Below are 16,394 nucleotides of genomic sequence, written 5' to 3' on the forward strand. Positions count from 1 at the left end.
GCCCCTTTTTATTTGGTCCTTCGCACAGCCTGACCTATGTTGCCCGCAACATTCCCTAACCTTCCAGACTCTGGAGACGCCCAATGCGCCTGACCTTCGTCGGCTTTGTTTCTGCCTTCGCCCTTTTCGCATGTAGTGCCAGCTCCGCCGCCGGGCCTTCCGTGCCGGAGGTTACCAGCGATCTCGATGTAACTTTGACCCCGGTCGTTGAAGCGGAGTTTCCCTGGGGGCTGGCCTTCCTGCCCAACGGCGACCTCCTGTTCACCGAGAAAGACGGCGGGCTGAATTATGTTGCAGGCGGTGAAGGAGAGGCCGCGCCTGTCGCAGGGATGCCCCCTGCCCTGACTGAAGGACAGGGCGGTTATTTCGGGATCACACTGGACCCCGATTTTGACACCAATCGGCTGATCTATGTCGCTTATGCCCAAGGCACCGAAGCCGACAATGGGACCGCAGTCGTGCGGGCCCGGCTCAGCGATGACAACACCGCATTGGAAGACCTGACCGAAATCTTCCGCGCCGATTCGCGTGACACAGCCTATCACTTCGGCGGCCGCCTCCAGTTTGCCAATGACGGAACGCTGTTCGTCTCGCTTGGTGAAGGCTTCAAATACATGAAGGACGCCCAGGATCCGAAGATCACGCACGGGTCTCTGATCCGCATCAATTCCGACGGAACCATTCCGGCTGACAATCCGTTCGCCGACGGCGTGGACGGAAATCCGGCCGTCTATTCCTATGGGCACCGCAACATTCAGGGGCTCTACTACGACAAGGCGGAAGGCACGCTGTACGAAACGGAACACGGGCCGAAAGGTGGCGACGAGTTCAACATCATACATCCCGGCGCGAACTATGGCTGGCCGGAGATCACCTATGGCGTCAACTATGACGGCACGATCATCACGGAGCAAACCGAGAAAGAGGGCATGGAGCAGCCGCTCACCTATTGGGTGCCGTCGATTGCGCCGTCTGGCCTCACCCGCCTTACCAGTGATGTCTATCCTGGCTGGAAAGGCGATTTCTTCGCTGGCGGCATGAACGGACCTGCGGGCCTGGAACTCGTCCGTATCCGGCTGGTAGACGGAACGGTGACCGAGCGTGAAAACCTGTTCAAGGACGAGTATGCGATCCGGGATGTTGTGCAGGCGCCGGATGGCCACCTCTATGTCGCAACCAAGGATCTGGACGGCATCTTCCGCGTCGACGTCGCGGAATAAGGACGTCTACTCGCTTGTCCGCCGCGCCCGCAGCGCGGCGGCGAGCGTGCCATCATCCAGATGATCAAGCTCTCCGCCCACCGGCACGCCGTGGGCGAGATAGGTGATCTGCACGCCCTTTCCAGCAAGCTGATCTGCCACATAGTGAGCCGTGTTCTGGCCTTCGAAGGTCGCGTTGAGCGCCAGGATCACCTCACGCACACCGCCTGCATCCACGCGTGAAATCAGCGAAGGAATGTTGAGATCGTCCGGTGTGACCCCATCGACGGCGGACATGACTCCGCCCAGCACGTGATAGCGCCCGCGATAGGAGCCGCCCCGCTCCAAGGCCCACAGGTCCGGCACGTCTTCCACGACACAGATCAGGCCTTCATCGCGTCCGCCGGACTGGCAAACCGCGCAGGGCTGAAGCGTGTCATAATTCCCGCAGATTTCGCACTTCTCGATCCGGTGGCCGGCATCGGACATCGCCTCCGCCAGCGGCAACAGTAGCGCGTCGCGCCGCTTCAACAGGAACAACGCCGCCCGCCGCGCCGAGCGTGGCCCAAAGCCCGGCAAGCGGGACATCAGCTCGATCAGGCGAAGAATCTCAGGGCCGGCAGAACGCTGTGACATTCCCCCAATGTCAGGCATTTGCGGAGCGTTGCAAGCACCGACGTGCAATTCCAGGTCAGCTGACCTCTGGGCCGACAGCGCCTATGGCGTCAGCTCGACCATTGTGACCGTACCGGTCCGGGTCTGCGTGAGTACAAGTGCATCGCTTGCCAGATCAAGCCCCCAGGAATGCCGGACACTGGAAGTCCAGAACGGCGCCGGCAGGTATTGTAGCGGAGCGTAGTCCGGGCTGTACGTACCGAGCATCACGTCTTGCTCATCATCGATAAAAATAAGGTACGGGATATCTTCCAGAGCGATCAGGACATCCGATTGGATCGAGGCGTCCATCGAATTCGTGTCTTCTATGATGATGTCCGAAGGCACTCCCTTGGTCCACGAGTGCACATTCGTGTTGACGATACCCGGGTTCATATTCTCGTTCGAGTAAATGTGCACCTCATGATGCCCATCATGAGCACCATCGGAGAAAACGAACGCAGCCGTAAACGTATTCGCTCCCATTGCGTGCAGCTGGAATGCGGCCCCGACGAGGTCCAGTCCTTGTGGTTGGGCAATTGGCAGGCTCGCCCCTTCAAAGGGGGCTGCTCCGGATTGGGTGGTCCAGAAGCGCAGGGATTGCGTCGATGGATCATAAGCGACCAGGTCGTTGCCTTCCCCGCCCACATAACAGTACTCGCCAGAAGCTTCGATCACCGTGCTCGGTTCGAGGTTCATTCCACTGACATCATCGAACTTGAACAACCGCAAACCATTGTCCCGGCTGCCCACGACCAGATCTGACAAAACCGGAATGTCCTGAGAACGGAGCGACGCCACGGCACAAGGCTTTTGAGTGGTCAAAACCTGCTCATATGCCTGCAGGAGATGAACGCGATTGCTTTCTTCCAGTGCGATGAGGACTGTCTGGGCTCCACTGCCAAAAAATTCACTGCTCACAATCGCGTTTTCACTCGCGATGCTTTCCGGCAGGTCATTCTCGACGACTGGAACAAATTCTTCGGTCGTCAGATCATTTTCGTATCTGAATGAAAGGCGCCCGGTATCGTCTGCCTTGTCCGCCACACCTATCAATCCAGAAGTCAGCGCGCCGAATGGCTGGGAAAAGAAGTCGGCGCCGACCGGATTCCGGAAGTTGGCAAAGCTGGCAATATTGTTGCCTACAATGCCGCCGACAGGCGACAAGACGATATTCTGGACGGAAATAGTCACGTTCTCTGTGGTCGTATCTTCTCCGTCCGAAACCGAAATTTCAAACTCCATTGCAGAATCTGCGTTCACTTCCGGAGCACGGAACGCGAAGACCCCCGCGCCAGTCGGCACGTTTTCGAACCATGGCACATTGCTGGGAGCCGGGCCGGAGAGCTGAGTGACCGCAATGGTCAGCGCGTCACCATCCGCATCCGTCGAACCGCTGGCATCGATCCAGAATGGCTGCTCTTCATCCGGGCTCGATGAGCTGAGCGTGTAGCTCACTTCCGGCGGTGTATTGGCGGGCGGAGGTGGCGGCGATGGTGGAGGCGGCGCCGGAGGTGGCGGTGAGGCTATTGGGTCCTGTCCGCTACCTGTACCGCCGCCACCTCCACCACATGCCGTCAATGTCAGTGCCAAAGCGCTTGCGGCAGCCACAGCCGCCGTTCTGAACCGCATCCCCTTTACCCCGAAGTCTACTTTATGGAGTTTTCAATATTGTCGGCACCTGCAGCAGAGACAACAGACTTCTCATCAAAAGAGAGACAGAGGTGATAATTCTATCAATTACTGGCTGAAACAAGAAAACCCCAGCCGTTAGGCCGGGGTTTCTGTTTCGATCGACGGGAAAAGGCTTATGCGGCCTCTTCGACCTCGCTCGTCTTCGAGCTCGGGCGTGGATCGCGAAGCACATAGCCGCGGCCCCAGACCGTTTCGATATAGTGGTTGCCGCCGGTGGCCTGCTGCAGCTTCTTGCGGAGCTTACAGATGAAGACGTCGATGATCTTCAGTTCCGGTTCGTCCATGCCGCCATACAGGTGGTTGAGGAACATTTCCTTGGTCAGCGTCGTGCCCTTCCGAAGGGAAAGCAGCTCGAACATCTGGTATTCCTTGCCGGTGAGGTGCACGCGGTCGCCGTCCACTTCCACCGTCTTCGCATCGAGGTTCACCAGTATCTCGCCCGTGCGGATCACGCTCTCTGCATGGCCTTTGGAGCGGCGCACAATGGCGGTGATGCGGGCGATCAGCTCGTCCTTGTTGAATGGCTTGGTGAGGTAGTCGTCAGCACCGTAGCCCAGCGTACGGACCTTCGCCTCGATATCCGGGTTACCGGAGAGGATCATGACCGGCGTGTTCACGCGGCCCATGCGGAGCTGTTTGAGGACTTCGTAGCCGGAGATGTCGGGCAGCGACAGATCGAGGATGATCATGTCGTACTCGTACACTTTCCCCAGATCGACACCTTCTTCACCGAGGTCAGTGGTGTAGATGTTGAAGCCAGCAGACTTCAGCATCAGCTCGATGGAACGCGCGACGGCGCTATCGTCTTCAATTAGCAGGACGCGCATGTGTCGTCTCCCGAATCAGCCTAACGACAAGCTAGTCGTTTTTATTAACTCTGAGAATCCTATAGGCTGTTTCTTTAACACTAGTTAACAGAGCCCTGCGATTCCCCGCGAAATCCCCCAAATCTTCACACAGATTAATTGCCAAGCTCCGCTGCCGGGGCGTCACCGATCAGCATCTGGCTGATGGCGATGGCGTCCTGAATAGGTTGAGCCTGAGGATCTGTGGAAATCAGTGTTTTCTGGCAGCGGATCGCATCGCGGACCTTCGGGTCGCGGATCACCACACCCGCGAGATGCGGGCGGAAGCCGAGGAATGTCTGGCAGGCCCGGGCTATTGCCTCATAAGTCCGCTGTCCGGCCGCACGGCTGTCGGCCTGGTTGATGCAGACTACCGGCTCGACATTCGGTGCATAGCCGCGCAGCACCTTGATGAAGGCGTAGGCATCGGTCATCGATGTCGGTTCATCCGTGATCACCATCAGCGCCTTGTCGGCGGCGCGGGCAAGCCGCATGCAGTTGGCTTCGATCCCGGCGCCAAGGTCGAGGACCACCTGGTCATATTGCAGGGCCAGCGCCGAGAGGCCGGCCGCGAGGCGGGCAACTTCTTCCGGCGGCAATTCGGCCAGCGCGCCAGAGCCTGACCGGCCCGGCAGCACATCGAACCCGCCACCTGCGGCGCCGCCATCGACCGGGGTCACGGCATCATCGAGCTCGACCCAGCCCGCGATCACCGCAGCAAGGTCTGTTTCCGGTGCAATGCCAAGCTGGACGTCGACATTGGCGAGGCCAAGGTCCCCATCCACCAGCAAGGTGCGTTTACCGGCCTGGGCAAAGGCTGAAGCCAAAGTGATGGCCATGAACGTCTTGCCGACGCCGCCCTTCCCGCTCGCAACCGCGATGATCGAAGCAGGCTCGACCCGCCGCGGTGTAGGCCGCGGCGCCGGACGTTCCTGCGATTTGCGCATCATGAAACTCATGGGATTACGCGGCTCCTTTCAGGGCGATCACGTCGCCCGGGGCGTCTTCCATCAACAGGGCAGCAAGGCGCATGGGCGCTGCCGGGACCAGTCCGCCACCGATGAACGGGGTGACTGCAAGATGGGAGAAGGCGATGCCGGCCGACGACAAGGCGGAAATGGCCCCGCCCCTCCTTCGGACAACATCAAGTTTGGTGAGGATGGCCCGCTTGATACCGGCGCGCGCGAAGCCGCGAGCGGCTTCAAGCTGATCATCCGGGTGGCCTTCGGCCGACATGACAAGAACAGGCTCAGCGCGGATGACCGAAATCAGGTCCTGCAGGCTGGCCATGTCGTCATCATCGAAAGGATTGATGGCTGGCAGGTCGATCACGCAGCGGCGGTTTTCGGTCTTCAGCGTTTTCAGTGTCGCAAACAGCTCATCCGGCGAGTGGCAGGTGCGGATCTGGCCCTTCTCCCGTTCGAGGTAGGCTGCCAGCTGGTCTCCGCCGGCCGTGCCGTCGAGATCAGCCGCAACGGGTGCGATTTCCGCCCGCGCCATAGCAGCGCGGCGGGTCAGTTTAGCAGCCGTTGCCGTGCGGCCGTGTCCCGGAGGGCCGACCAGAAGAATGTCGCGGTCGAGGCGCGCCGGCAGCGGATCGCAGGTCACGATGCGGGCAAGACCTTCGGCAATGGCCTCTTCCGGATCTGTCAGATGCTGAGCGCGGCCCGCACCTTCCGCAGCCGTACGATCTGCAAAGCGCTGCGGGGAGCCATGCCAGAGCAGCGCGTCACGCACGCGGCTGAAAAGCGGATTCTCAGAACCCCGGCCATGGCCGCCTCCGCGCGCATCGCGCAGGAACAGCGGCTCATTGGGAACCATGCCGACGCCGCCCATCTTGTCGACCGCCGCCCGGACTTCCACGCCACCATCAATTTCGCGCTCGGACAGGATGACCGCATCGGCTCCCATCTCGGCAAAAATCATCGCCTTGGCAGCCTCGAAGGTCTCGGCGGCGAACATTTTCATACGCATACGGCGGCGTCCTTACTCTCGAACAGACCCGCCTTCCCCGCGCCCCAGACGCGAACGGGCCACACTCTCCCGTAACCATTAGTGTCGTCTAAAGGTTAACAAATTCCTCTTCGGTGTTAGGAATTGCCGAATTCGGAAGGCGCAGACAGCCCATTCCTGCAGTGCCGGGCACACCGGCCTGCAACGCATTGTTAACCATGGGTTTTCCCGCAGTTACGCGGCTTCGCGCGAGTCCACGATCTCCGAAAGTGTCACCCCGAGTTGCCCATCTGCAACAACGAGGCGCCCACGCGCCATCAGCCGGTCTGACACGTAAATCTCGACCGGCTCATCGGTCCGCCGTTCCAGGGCCACGACGTCGTCGGCCGACATGGCGACCAGTTCTTCCATGGGCATGCGCACTTCGCCGAGCACCACGTCCACACGCACGGGCACGTCCATCAGGGACTTCTGCAAGGCAGGATTGGCGGGCTTGGTCATGGTCCATCCTTCTCGGTCGGGCGGTTGTTCTGGCTGAATTCCTGGCTTTGTGCAAACAGGTCTCCCTGTCCGTCAACGATCCGCTGGGCCGCGATTTTGACCAGGCGCAAGGCAGACTCCCGGAAACCGTCCGAATAGGCACTCGATTCCAGATGTCCTGCCAGAGATACCAGATTCGCGAGGGCGTCCGTCAGGTTTTCCGTTACCTGCTGCAGGCGTGCGTTCTGTTCGTCATGCTTCATCGACATGGCGGCTGCATGTGCCTCGGCGCGCGCCTCGGTCAGCAACATGGCCAGATCCGGCGCTGACAGCGTGATCTTTTCCTCAACAGGCAGTGCCGGCAATTCCGGCTCAGGCTGCGGAGTGAAATCGCTACGGAAATCGAACGGCTGCAGGGATTTGACGGCGCGCTGCATCAGTCGACCAGCTCATCATCTTCAACCTGGCCGTCTGCCCGGATGTCGCCGCGCTGCATGAGCGTACGGGCGAGTGCAACCAGTTCCTGGCGTGCCGCTTCAACTTCGCTGCGGCGGACAGGGCCGAGCGATGCAATCTCCTCGCGCAGCAGATCGCCTGCACGCTGAGTCATGTTGGCGAAGAAAACCGACGCCGTATCCGGCCGTGCGCCTTTCAGGGCCACGACGAGCACCGCGCGGTCTGCGGCCGACAGCAGGGTCTGCAGACCTGCTGCATCCAGGCTCGCCAGATCGTCAAACGTGAACATCAAAGCGCGCACCTTCTCGCCTGCCCCCGGTTCGGCGTGATCGAGCGCAGCAAGGAAAGTCTTTTCGGAGCGGCTGTCGAGCCGGTCGAAAATGCGGGCGACGCGTTCATGGCCATTTGACTGGCCGTCTCCAGCCCTGGCCGCGAGGATCGTGTCGAGCTGGGTTTCGAGGGCGCTGAGCGCCGCCGGATGTATCGGCCCAAGGTTCAGCAGCCGCTGCATTGCGTCGACGGCCAGGCGCGGCGGCAGTGCGCGCAGCAGGCGCGCCGATGCCTCGCCCTGCAACCGGGAAAGAACCAGCGCGACAGTCTGTGCATGTTCGCTTTCAAACATGCCGGCCAGCGTATCCGTGCCGGTATCTGACAGGCGCTGCCAGACGGAGGTTCCACGCCCTGCGGGCGTGCGTAGCCGCCGGTGCGCCACCATGAACTGGGAAACTGCCTCGGATTCCCCTTCTGCCGAAGGCCCAAGCGTATCCATCGCAGCGGTGAGGGCCTGCACTTCGGATTTCGAGAGTTCTGCCCAGATCGGCGCCGCATCCGGGCCCAGCGCCCGCATCAGCCGGGCAGATCGCATCAGGCCATCTGCTGGTGTCTCTTTGCGGGCAATCGTCAGCGCACTCATGCATTGCCTCCATTGCCGCTCATCCAGGCGCGAACGACATCTGCGGCGCGGCCAGGATCCCGGCGGGCAAGATCGGCAGCATCGTCATCGTGCGAGGGTGCAGAGCGGATGGCGGGTTCAGCAGGCTGCGACGTCATGCGGGCGGGAAGTGTTTCCTGTACCAGTTCGACGGGCGTCTCTTCTCTTCGCTCCGATTTGAATCCGATCCAGCCCGCGAGGCCAGCCAGCAAGGCCAGCAAGGACAATTCGGCCCAGTCACGCGGCAGCGGCGCACCCGTTACACCGGGCGCAAAGGCAATGCGCTGCAGATCCACCCGCTCGCCTTTGGCCGCATCGAGCCCGGCTGCCATGGAAATTGTGTTGGTGAGTATCCTGTCATCCACGCTGGCCTTGTCGTCGAGCAGCAACAGGACCTGCCGGATCGCGCCCGGTTGGCGAACGATGGAAATGCGGACATGCCCCTGCCCCGCCATCGCCTCGGCGACTGACAGGAGAGAGGCTTCAGACTGGGAAAGCGGACCGGGTGATGCTGGCGCACGGCTGACAATATCGCTGCCGCGCCATGCGAGCAGGCCGAGCGCCACGGCACATGCCGCGAACGCGAGCGCCCGTGTGGAAGGCGTCGCGCCGCGCGATGTACCGGATCTTCCGTGCGCCATACTGGACTCCCGTCATCCGGAGGAATCCGGATGCTTTCGCCAGAGTTAACGGGGCGCCCGTAAATTTGGGTTTAACAGCGCCCTAGCGGCGATACTGTTGCAGGCGGGTCGTGCGCAGGCCCTTGGCGCCGTGACGCAGGTAAAGACGCTCCCAGCCTTCGAACTCTTCATCCGTCAGATTGTAGCGGTCGCAAGCTGCCTTACGGCTGATCAAACCACCGGCAACGGCGGCAACCACTTCGGCCTTGCGACGGGTAACCCAACGGGAAATGTTCGGCGACGGGAGATCCGCCATGGTGAGCTTCTGGCCATCCGGGCCTTTCACGCTCATCGGTTTTGCATTCTGCTGTTCCATATCCACACCATTTTCCAATAGAGGGCGGACACTCCTTCTGGAGAGCCCGGAATATGGACACTACGCACTTCCCCTTAAGCCCACGCGTAACCCGTTATGAGAGTTTACGCGCGGTCATTAGGAGGATGTTTGGAAACCTGTTCCGGCCCGGCACACCAGGCGAGACTCTGCAGAAAATATTACACGATTGAGAAAAATCTGCGGTTTCAGGGCAGCAATTCGAGAGCATTATTGTCCCGCGCCTGCGCCGCGTGGCGCCGCAGCATGGTCAGGAACATCTGGTCGCCGCGCTCTGTCTGCTTGACCAGCATCGCCGCACCGTACGCCACCGACATGCCGTAGAAGCAGGTATACCGATAGTCGTCATAGAGCGCATCGAAACCGTAATCCGTGACCCCCTCATCCTGCAGCCGGGCATGATAGTACCGCAACAAGGCCTGCTCGTGCTTGGGCCTGTCATCCCGTGTCAGACCTGCCCCGATGAAATAGGCCACATCGCTGGCGGGCGCGCCTTTTCCGGCCGTCTGCCAGTCGACGACAGCCAGCGGCTTCGGTGAGCCCGGCTTGCCGAACAGCATATTGTCGAGGCGGTAGTCATTGTGCGTCAGCGCAAATGGACCCGGCCGCTCGATTTCCTGCATTTTGGGCAAGGCAGCGGTGTAAGCGTCGCCGACATCGATGTCTTCCTGTGCGAGCTGGGGACCGTAGCGGTCCTTGAATCCGGTCCAGAGCGCGACTGTCGCTTCCATGGTCAGGGCCGGCTCCGGCGCCACCGCGCTGCCCTGCAGCCAGGGATGCGTATCGAGAGAGGCATCGTTCCAGTGCGCCGCGTGCAGGATCGCCGCGGCATCCATGGCGCGTTCGGCTTCAGCCACGCTGCAGCCTGTCAGCTGGTTCCCCTGCTCGGCCGGGGCCATGTCTTCCATGATCAGGGCAAACCGGTTCGTGTCTGCGTCATAATCGGTATAGAGCGCCGTTGGCGTGATCCGCCCCGCCACCTTCGGGAAGGTGCGGTAGAAATTCACCTCGCGCTCATAGTGGCCGAGCATCTTGGCCGTCATCAGGCTGGCTTCATTGTCCGATGGGAACTTGCCGACCAGCGTCGCGGGTGCGCCGTCGCCTTTGCGGGCATAGTCGAAGACAAAGCGGACATTCTCGCCGATCTGGCCTGTGCCGATCGACTTCGCTGTGAGGCTGGAAACCTCCGCATCGATGCCAATTTCTTCGAAAAGCTGGTTGAACCAGTCCGGCGTCAGTTCAAGGGGATTGGTGTCGAGGCCGGGTCGGCTCATGGGTTTCCTCCGCATCGTCGGGCTCGTCCGACCCGCTCTTTGATTTTCCTGGGATGTATTTCTTCAGGCGCAGCATCCGCGCCTCGGCTGCGCGCAGGGCCTTGTCCAGCGCCGCCATGGTGAGGGCGAAATCGCCATTCTTGTCCTTGCGCCAGGCGCGCTCGGTCTGTGCGATCACAAAGGCGATGGCGGCGATCTTGAGGCCCAGCGGGGCGCCGCTGTCATCGTCCAGACCGGCCGATGCGAGGGCCCAGTGCGCACTCGCCGCCCTATGCGACGGCAGGCGCAGCAGCAGGCGCGGCGTCCGCTCGCGGTCCCGCATCAGCGCAACAGCACCGGCGCGGTAATCCTCCATCGCCTCGAAGCGCAGCATGATCACGTCGAACAGGCGCTCACGCGGAGACTCGCCGCCCGGTGGGCCTTCAGCAGACATGGCGCGATCAAAGTAGGCATCGAAGGCATTGACGAGGTCGTCTCGCGTGACGCCGTAGAACTCGCTCAGCGGCAGTCCGGCTTCTTCAGAAATAGCGGAGAGGGTGATGTCGCCCCAGGGCGTGTCCTCAGCGAGGCGCAGCGCGGCGAGAAGGCCCAGCTCGACGATGTCGCCTGTTTCCTCCTCCATGGTCTCGCCTGTCTCCTAATCGGTATCGCGAGACAGCTCCCGGTCGCGGTTGGCGGCGGCGCGGATAGCCTTTCGCATCAGTATGGGCATCCCACCCTCATCCATGAGGATGTCAAGAGCGGCCTGGGTGGTGCCGCCGGGTGAGGTAACCGCTTTTCTGAGCGCGCTCGGCGGCTCGTCCGACTGCACCATCAGGGCGGCAGCGCCTTCAATGGTGAGCGCGGCGAGCTGTTCGGCCAGGTCGGCCGGAAGACCTTCTGCCATGGCAGCATCGGCCATGGCTTCGGCCAGAAGGAAGATATAGGCCGGGCCGCTGCCGGAGAGACCGGTAACGACCGACATATGTTTTTCATCGACCGGACCGATGACAGCACCGAGCGGTTTCAGCAGATTTTCGGCGATTTCGAGCTGCTTCGCCATGACTGTATCGGACCTGGCGATGACTGAGACGCCCTTACCGATGGCGCCCGGCGTGTTTGGCATGACCCGAATGACGCACTTCGTGTCCAGGCGTTCGATCAGCTGCTTGATGCGCGTCCCCGCCATGATCGAGATGACCAGCGTGTCCGGGCCGATCCAGGCTTTCAGGCTGTCGGCCATCTTCGGGAAGACCTGCGGTTTCACCGCGACGATCAGAACGTCGACCGGTTCCGGATCGGGGTTCAGCCTAACCTTGCCTGCCTCAGCCCAGGCAGCGACGATTTCCGAGGGCTTGGGATCCTGAATGCGGATATCGGGCTTGCCCTTCCCGGCCAGCCAGCCACTGGCGAGCGCGGCGCCCATCCGGCCTGCCCCGATCAGGGCGATCGATTGCGCCGCCATCGCCTCAGGCTTCGCCGTGGGTTTCGAACATCACCGCATCGATGGCATCGCGCGGGGATTTTCCGGCCCAGATCAGGAAGTTGAATGCGGGAATGAAGCGCTCCACAGCGCTGACAGCGGCGGCCATTGCGCTGCGCACTTCGCCCAGCGTCGGCTCGTCGCGGTCCATCATCGGGAAAGTGTAGCGGAAAATGATCACGCCTTCGTCGGCCCAGTAGTCGAAATGGCCGAGCCAGAGACGCTCGTTCGCCATCATGATCAGTTCAGCGATCTGGGCGCGGCGCGCCGTCTGCGGTTTCACGTCCAGCGTCATGGAGAAATGGATTGCGGCCGGTTCCGGACGGTAGGCGAACAGGGCGCCAAGATCGCCCCAACGGGTCTCGGCGACGGCCTGCAGCGTACCTTCTTCGTCGCGCTCCGCCTGCCAGCCGCCTTCTTCCAGCGCCTGCTCGACCCGCTCCAGCGGATCGATCATGTTGTATTCATTGCGGGTCAGGCCGACACTCATTTACGCTCCCATCGCAGACTTGGGTATCGGGACAGGATTCGTCCCTCTGCGCTATCCCCACGCATGGACCATGCATACGCCCCTCAGCGGCGAGGTCCATCTGCTTCAACAGTTGCGGGAATAGCGGGACTCAGTCGTCGCCCGTATTTGCGGCAGCTTCGAGCTCTGCCACGCGCTTTTCGAGCGCCTCGACCTTTTCCAGCGCGGACACGGCCAGCGCCTTCAGCGCTTCCACTTCGTCCCGTCCGGCAAGGTCCATATCGGCGATCAGGGCGCGGACCCGGGCCTGCGCCGCCGTCTTGGCCTCTTCACCAGCGGTACGGGCTGCTCCGAGCGCGCCGGTCATCAGACCTGCGATGTCATCGAGCAGTGGATTTGTCGTCGCCATGAGGCTACTCCTTCGCGCGCGGGTGGCTGGCCTTGTCTGCCACATTCCGTAACAGATAGGTCCGGGGCAAGACAGGGAAAAGAGGCCGCATGTTCGACACGATGACGCTGCTGGGGGCACACCTGGCCGCCGGCGCCCTCTCCTTCCCCGAGATGAGTCCTGCGCTCTTCTCCATCGATTTCGGTTTTATCGGCCTCGGAAAGTTCCATCTGCGCTGGTACGCGCTGGGCTATATGGCCGGCATCGGCCTCGCCTGGTGGTATGCCGCTGCGATGCTGAAGCGCCCGGCCCTCTTCGGAGGGGAAAGCCCGCTGACCAAGGACCAGCTCGACGACATCATGTTCTGGATCATCCTGGGCATCATTCTCGGCGGCCGGCTCGGCTACATCCTTTTCTACATGGTGCCCTACCAGTTCGACGCGCTGATGGCCGATCCCGGCACGATCCTGCGGATATGGGATGGCGGCATGTCGTTCCACGGAGGGATCTCGGGCGTGGCCATAGCGCTGACCTATTTCGCGTGGTCGCGAAAGGTGAGCCTGTTCTCCATCGGCGACATCGCTGGCGTCGTGGCGCCGATCGGTATCGGCCTCGTGCGGCTCGCCAACTTCATCAATGCCGAACTCTATGGCCGCCACACGGATTCTCCCTGGGGCATGGTGTTTCCCGAAGGCATTGTGCCGGGTTCCACACCGCCGGCCTATAATTGGGACACCGGCAAATGGGTCTATAATGGCTTTGAAACGGCGCGATATCCGAGCCAGCTTTACGAGTCGGCTCTGGAAGGCTGGCTGCCGCTGATCGTGCTGTCCATCCTGATCTGGCGCTTCGGCGCTTTGAAACGCCCCGGCCTCGTCGCAGGCCTGTTCCTGCTGATGTATGCCTTCGGCCGCACGGTGGTGGAAAACTTCCGCATGCCGGACAGTTTCGTGCACGGCATGCCGGAATGGCTGACCATGGGCCAGCTGCTCTCCATCCCCATGTGGCTGGGCGGGGCATGGCTGGTCTGGAACGCGCTGAAACCGAAGGCCCGGAAGAACGCGTGACTCTGAAAGAACGCCTTATCCGCCTGATCGAGACGGGTGGCCCGATCCCCGTGTCGACCTATATGCAGCTCTGCCTGCACGACACCGCGCAGGGCTATTACGCGACGCGCCCCGGCATCGGGAAAGACTTCATCACCGCGCCGGAGATCAGCCAGATCTTTGGCGAACTGATCGGCCTGTGGCTGGTACACGAATGGAAGGCGATGGGGTCGCCGGCGGAAATCCGCATCGTCGAGATCGGCCCCGGCCGCGGCGTCCTGATGAAGGATGCACTGCGCCTCGCCATGATGGCGGGCGGCGGAAATTTTGCGAATGCGATGCGCGTGACCCTCGTGGAGCCGGCCCCGGCCATGCGAGAAATCCAGAACGAAGCACTCGCTGCAGCGCAGCCGGAGTTCGTCTCCACCCTCGCCGAAGTGCCGGCCGGGCCGATGCTGCTGGTCGCGAACGAATATCTCGACTGCCTGCCCGCGCGCCAGTTCCGACGTGATGGCGCCAGCTGGCGCGAATGCGTGATTGGGCTCGATGACAAGCGGGAACTTGTGTTCGGCCTCGCTGCCGATGAACAGGCCGCCCCGGAAGGCGCCGCAGACGCCAGCGCCGTGGTGGAAGTCCAGACAGGGATGGACCTGCTGGTTGCAGACCTCGTGACCCGTGACGCCCCGTTCCGGGCCTTGTTCATCGACTATGGCCCATCAGATACTGCACCAGGCGACAGCCTTCGTTCGTATAAGGATGGTGAACAGGTAGGCCCGCTTGCCCTGCCCGGCGAGTCCGACCTGACGGTGGATGTCGATTTCGGGCGGCTGGCACGCATGTCCGGCAAGGCCGGGCTGGACGTCGCCGGGCCTGCCCCGCAGGGCATGTTCCTGTTAGGCCTCGGCGCGCAGGCGCGCCTCAATCAGTTGGTGAAAGCCAATCCAGACGACGGCGAAGCCATCTTCAACGCCGCCCAGCGCCTGATCGACCCGAAAGACATGGGCGAACGTTTCAAGGCGATCTGCCTGTCGTCCGGCGGCTTGCCGGCCCCAGCGGGTTTCTAGCGTTCCAGCAGATGCGCCACGACCCGGCGATTGTGCGGGGCGTCGCGGTGTTCGAACAAATAGAGGCCCTGCCAGGTGCCAAGCGTCATGCGGCCGCCGATGACCGGAATGGAGATTGAGGTCTGCGTCAGCGCGGCCTTGATATGGGCGGGCATGTCGTCCGGCCCTTCGGTGCGGTGTTCCAGATAGCTCATCGACGGGTCGTTCGCTGGCGGCACAAGGCGGCGGAAGAAGGCCTTCAGGTCTGCCTGCACATCGGGATCGGCATTCTCCTGCACCAGCAGGGAGCAGGATGTGTGCTGGCAGAACAAGGTCAGCAACCCATCGCCGCCTGCCGCGCCCGACAGGAAACGCAGGATGGCCGGGGTGAACTCATAGAGGCCCTGCCCTGTCGTTCGGATTGAAATCGTATCGTGCATGCGGTCGCGCCGGATAAGCTGGCCAAAGGGACTGTCTCGTCCTCGCATGGATGTTAGGATGGCGGCAATGGCCGGGCGTGGGGCCCGGCGGATTTCAGGAGATGGCGGATGCGCTGGCAAGGTGGACGCAAGGGCGGCAACATTGAAGACCGGCGCGGCATGGGGCCCGGCAAGGTGGCGGGCGGCGGGATCGGCGTCATCATCATCGCCCTGATCGGCTATTTCGTGCTCGGCATGGAACCGGACGAGATCGCCAAGGTCGTGAGCGAACAGCCGGCCGGCAGCGCCAGCACGCAGGAAGGTGTCCGCGGCACGCCGGAAGATGAAGCCGGCCAGTTCGTCGACATCATCGGCGCCAATATCAATGATGTGTGGAGCCAGGCGCTGCGCGGCTATCGCGAACCCACGGTCGTGCTTTACGAACAAGGCACCGGCACGGGCTGCGGCTATGGCCAGGCCGCGATGGGGCCATTCTACTGCCCGGCCGACCAGACCGTTTATCTGGACCTCGGCTTCTGGCAGGACATGCAGACCCAACTCGGCGCGTCCGGCGCGGACTTCGCCAAGGCCTACGTCATCGCGCACGAATTCGGTCACCATGTTCAGAAGCTGACCGGCACCAGTGACAAGGTCCGCCAGGCCCAACAGGCTGCTGGCAGCCAGGAAGAAGCCAATGCCTGGTCCATCGCGCTGGAACTGCAGGCAGACTGCTATGCCGGCGTCTGGGCGGCCCATGCGGCGGAGGTGTCCGGCGGCGCGGTCGCGTTGGAACCCGGCGATGTCGAGGAAGGCCTGCGCACCGCTCAAGCCATCGGCGACGACATGATCCAGAAGCGCATGACCGGCAAGGTGACGCCTGAAGCCTTCACCCACGGCACGGCCGACCAGCGTGTCGAATGGCTGCGGCGGGGTCTCTCCACAGGCGATCCCGCGGCCTGCGACACGTTTAACCAATAGGCGCTCGTATCAGTAAGCCTGCGGCGAACTCGTCAGATTTCCTCATTGCTGCGCCCCTGCCGCTCCCCTAAAGACGGCAGAGAAAACG

20 protein-coding genes are annotated in these 16,394 nt (G+C 62.1%); 4 read left to right on the top strand and 16 right to left on the bottom strand.

Features of this window, described 5'->3' with window-relative positions; translation table 11 throughout:
• Positions 1 to 83 precede the first annotated feature (83 nt).
• Positions 84 to 1,220, top strand: coding sequence for a PQQ-dependent sugar dehydrogenase (locus tag HY17_RS17625; protein WP_051600276.1), 1,137 nt, complete (start codon positions 84 to 86; stop codon positions 1,218 to 1,220).
• Between the two features lie 6 nt (positions 1,221 to 1,226).
• Here the strand turns inward: HY17_RS17625 and recR are convergent, their stop codons facing one another.
• The 15 genes from recR to HY17_RS17700 form a co-directional block, all read right to left on the bottom strand.
• Positions 1,227 to 1,835: a recombination mediator RecR gene (gene recR / locus HY17_RS17630; protein WP_034769097.1), complete on the bottom strand. Its 609-nt coding sequence runs from the start codon at positions 1,833 to 1,835 to the stop codon at positions 1,227 to 1,229.
• Positions 1,836 to 1,916: 81 nt separating this feature from the next.
• The gene (locus HY17_RS17635) at positions 1,917 to 3,311 is read right to left on the bottom strand and encodes a hypothetical protein (RefSeq protein ID WP_034769099.1); all 1,395 of its coding nucleotides are present in this window, start codon (positions 3,309 to 3,311) and stop codon (positions 1,917 to 1,919) included.
• A 350-nt stretch (positions 3,312 to 3,661) separates the two neighbouring features.
• The gene (ctrA, locus tag HY17_RS17640) at positions 3,662 to 4,375 is read right to left on the bottom strand and encodes a response regulator transcription factor CtrA (protein WP_034769101.1); all 714 of its coding nucleotides are present in this window, start codon (positions 4,373 to 4,375) and stop codon (positions 3,662 to 3,664) included.
• A 134-nt stretch (positions 4,376 to 4,509) separates the two neighbouring features.
• On the bottom strand, positions 4,510 to 5,352 hold the full coding sequence (locus HY17_RS17645; protein ID WP_034769103.1) for an AAA family ATPase: 843 nt from the start codon (positions 5,350 to 5,352) through the stop codon (positions 4,510 to 4,512).
• Positions 5,353 to 5,356: 4 nt separating this feature from the next.
• Entirely contained in the window at positions 5,357 to 6,367 is a 1,011-nt protein-coding gene (locus HY17_RS17650) for a flagellar biosynthesis protein FlhF (protein WP_034769106.1), read from the bottom strand.
• Between the two features lie 213 nt (positions 6,368 to 6,580).
• Complete coding sequence (locus HY17_RS17655; RefSeq protein WP_034769108.1) at positions 6,581 to 6,847, bottom strand: FliM/FliN family flagellar motor switch protein; 267 nt, start codon at positions 6,845 to 6,847, stop codon at positions 6,581 to 6,583.
• Positions 6,844 to 7,263 carry a hypothetical protein gene (locus tag HY17_RS17660; protein WP_034769110.1) on the bottom strand — a complete coding sequence of 140 codons (420 nt, stop codon included), beginning with the start codon at positions 7,261 to 7,263 and terminating at the stop codon, positions 6,844 to 6,846. The genes HY17_RS17655 and HY17_RS17660 overlap by 4 nt, the downstream gene beginning before the upstream one ends.
• Positions 7,263 to 8,195: a flagellar motor switch protein FliG gene (locus tag HY17_RS17665; protein WP_034769112.1), complete on the bottom strand. Its 933-nt coding sequence runs from the start codon at positions 8,193 to 8,195 to the stop codon at positions 7,263 to 7,265. The genes HY17_RS17660 and HY17_RS17665 overlap by 1 nt, the downstream gene beginning before the upstream one ends.
• A complete protein-coding gene (locus HY17_RS17670; protein ID WP_034769115.1) occupies positions 8,192 to 8,854 on the bottom strand; it encodes a hypothetical protein in 663 nt (220 codons plus the stop codon). The genes HY17_RS17665 and HY17_RS17670 overlap by 4 nt, the downstream gene beginning before the upstream one ends.
• An 82-nt stretch (positions 8,855 to 8,936) precedes the next feature.
• Positions 8,937 to 9,209: a DUF1153 domain-containing protein gene (locus tag HY17_RS17675; RefSeq protein ID WP_034769116.1), complete on the bottom strand. Its 273-nt coding sequence runs from the start codon at positions 9,207 to 9,209 to the stop codon at positions 8,937 to 8,939.
• A gap of 206 nt (positions 9,210 to 9,415) precedes the next feature.
• Positions 9,416 to 10,501, bottom strand: coding sequence for a phosphotransferase (locus HY17_RS17680; RefSeq protein ID WP_034769118.1), 1,086 nt, complete (start codon positions 10,499 to 10,501; stop codon positions 9,416 to 9,418).
• Positions 10,467 to 11,123, bottom strand: coding sequence for a hypothetical protein (locus HY17_RS17685; RefSeq protein WP_034769121.1), 657 nt, complete (start codon positions 11,121 to 11,123; stop codon positions 10,467 to 10,469). Before HY17_RS17685 ends, HY17_RS17680 begins: the two co-directional genes overlap by 35 nt.
• 15 nt (positions 11,124 to 11,138) lie before the next feature.
• The gene (gene proC / locus HY17_RS17690) at positions 11,139 to 11,945 is read right to left on the bottom strand and encodes a pyrroline-5-carboxylate reductase (RefSeq protein WP_034769122.1); all 807 of its coding nucleotides are present in this window, start codon (positions 11,943 to 11,945) and stop codon (positions 11,139 to 11,141) included.
• Positions 11,946 to 11,949: 4 nt separating this feature from the next.
• A complete protein-coding gene (locus HY17_RS17695; RefSeq protein WP_034769124.1) occupies positions 11,950 to 12,453 on the bottom strand; it encodes a YbjN domain-containing protein in 504 nt (167 codons plus the stop codon).
• A 130-nt stretch (positions 12,454 to 12,583) separates the two neighbouring features.
• A complete protein-coding gene (locus HY17_RS17700; RefSeq protein WP_034769126.1) occupies positions 12,584 to 12,841 on the bottom strand; it encodes an accessory factor UbiK family protein in 258 nt (85 codons plus the stop codon).
• An 89-nt stretch (positions 12,842 to 12,930) separates the two neighbouring features.
• Between HY17_RS17700 and lgt the strand changes: the two genes are divergently transcribed.
• Both lgt and HY17_RS17710 read left to right on the top strand, forming a co-directional pair.
• On the top strand, positions 12,931 to 13,887 hold the full coding sequence (gene lgt / locus HY17_RS17705; RefSeq protein ID WP_233348863.1) for a prolipoprotein diacylglyceryl transferase: 957 nt from the start codon (positions 12,931 to 12,933) through the stop codon (positions 13,885 to 13,887).
• On the top strand, positions 13,839 to 14,930 hold the full coding sequence (locus HY17_RS17710) for a class I SAM-dependent methyltransferase (protein ID WP_065383043.1): 1,092 nt from the start codon (positions 13,839 to 13,841) through the stop codon (positions 14,928 to 14,930). The genes lgt and HY17_RS17710 overlap by 49 nt, the downstream gene beginning before the upstream one ends.
• On the opposite strand, the gene HY17_RS17715 is transcribed toward HY17_RS17710, so the two are convergent.
• Positions 14,927 to 15,349: a secondary thiamine-phosphate synthase enzyme YjbQ gene (locus HY17_RS17715; RefSeq protein WP_034769128.1), complete on the bottom strand. Its 423-nt coding sequence runs from the start codon at positions 15,347 to 15,349 to the stop codon at positions 14,927 to 14,929. The two genes, HY17_RS17710 and HY17_RS17715, sit on opposite strands and share 4 nt — an antisense overlap.
• Positions 15,350 to 15,457: 108 nt before the next feature.
• On the opposite strand from HY17_RS17715, the gene HY17_RS17720 reads away from it, so the two are divergent.
• Complete coding sequence (locus HY17_RS17720; RefSeq protein WP_034769130.1) at positions 15,458 to 16,306, top strand: neutral zinc metallopeptidase; 849 nt, start codon at positions 15,458 to 15,460, stop codon at positions 16,304 to 16,306.
• The last annotated feature ends 88 nt before the right edge of the window (positions 16,307 to 16,394 follow it).

This window comes from Hyphomonas sp. CY54-11-8 (assembly GCF_000682735.1).
GTDB lineage: Bacteria > Pseudomonadota > Alphaproteobacteria > Caulobacterales > Hyphomonadaceae > Hyphomonas.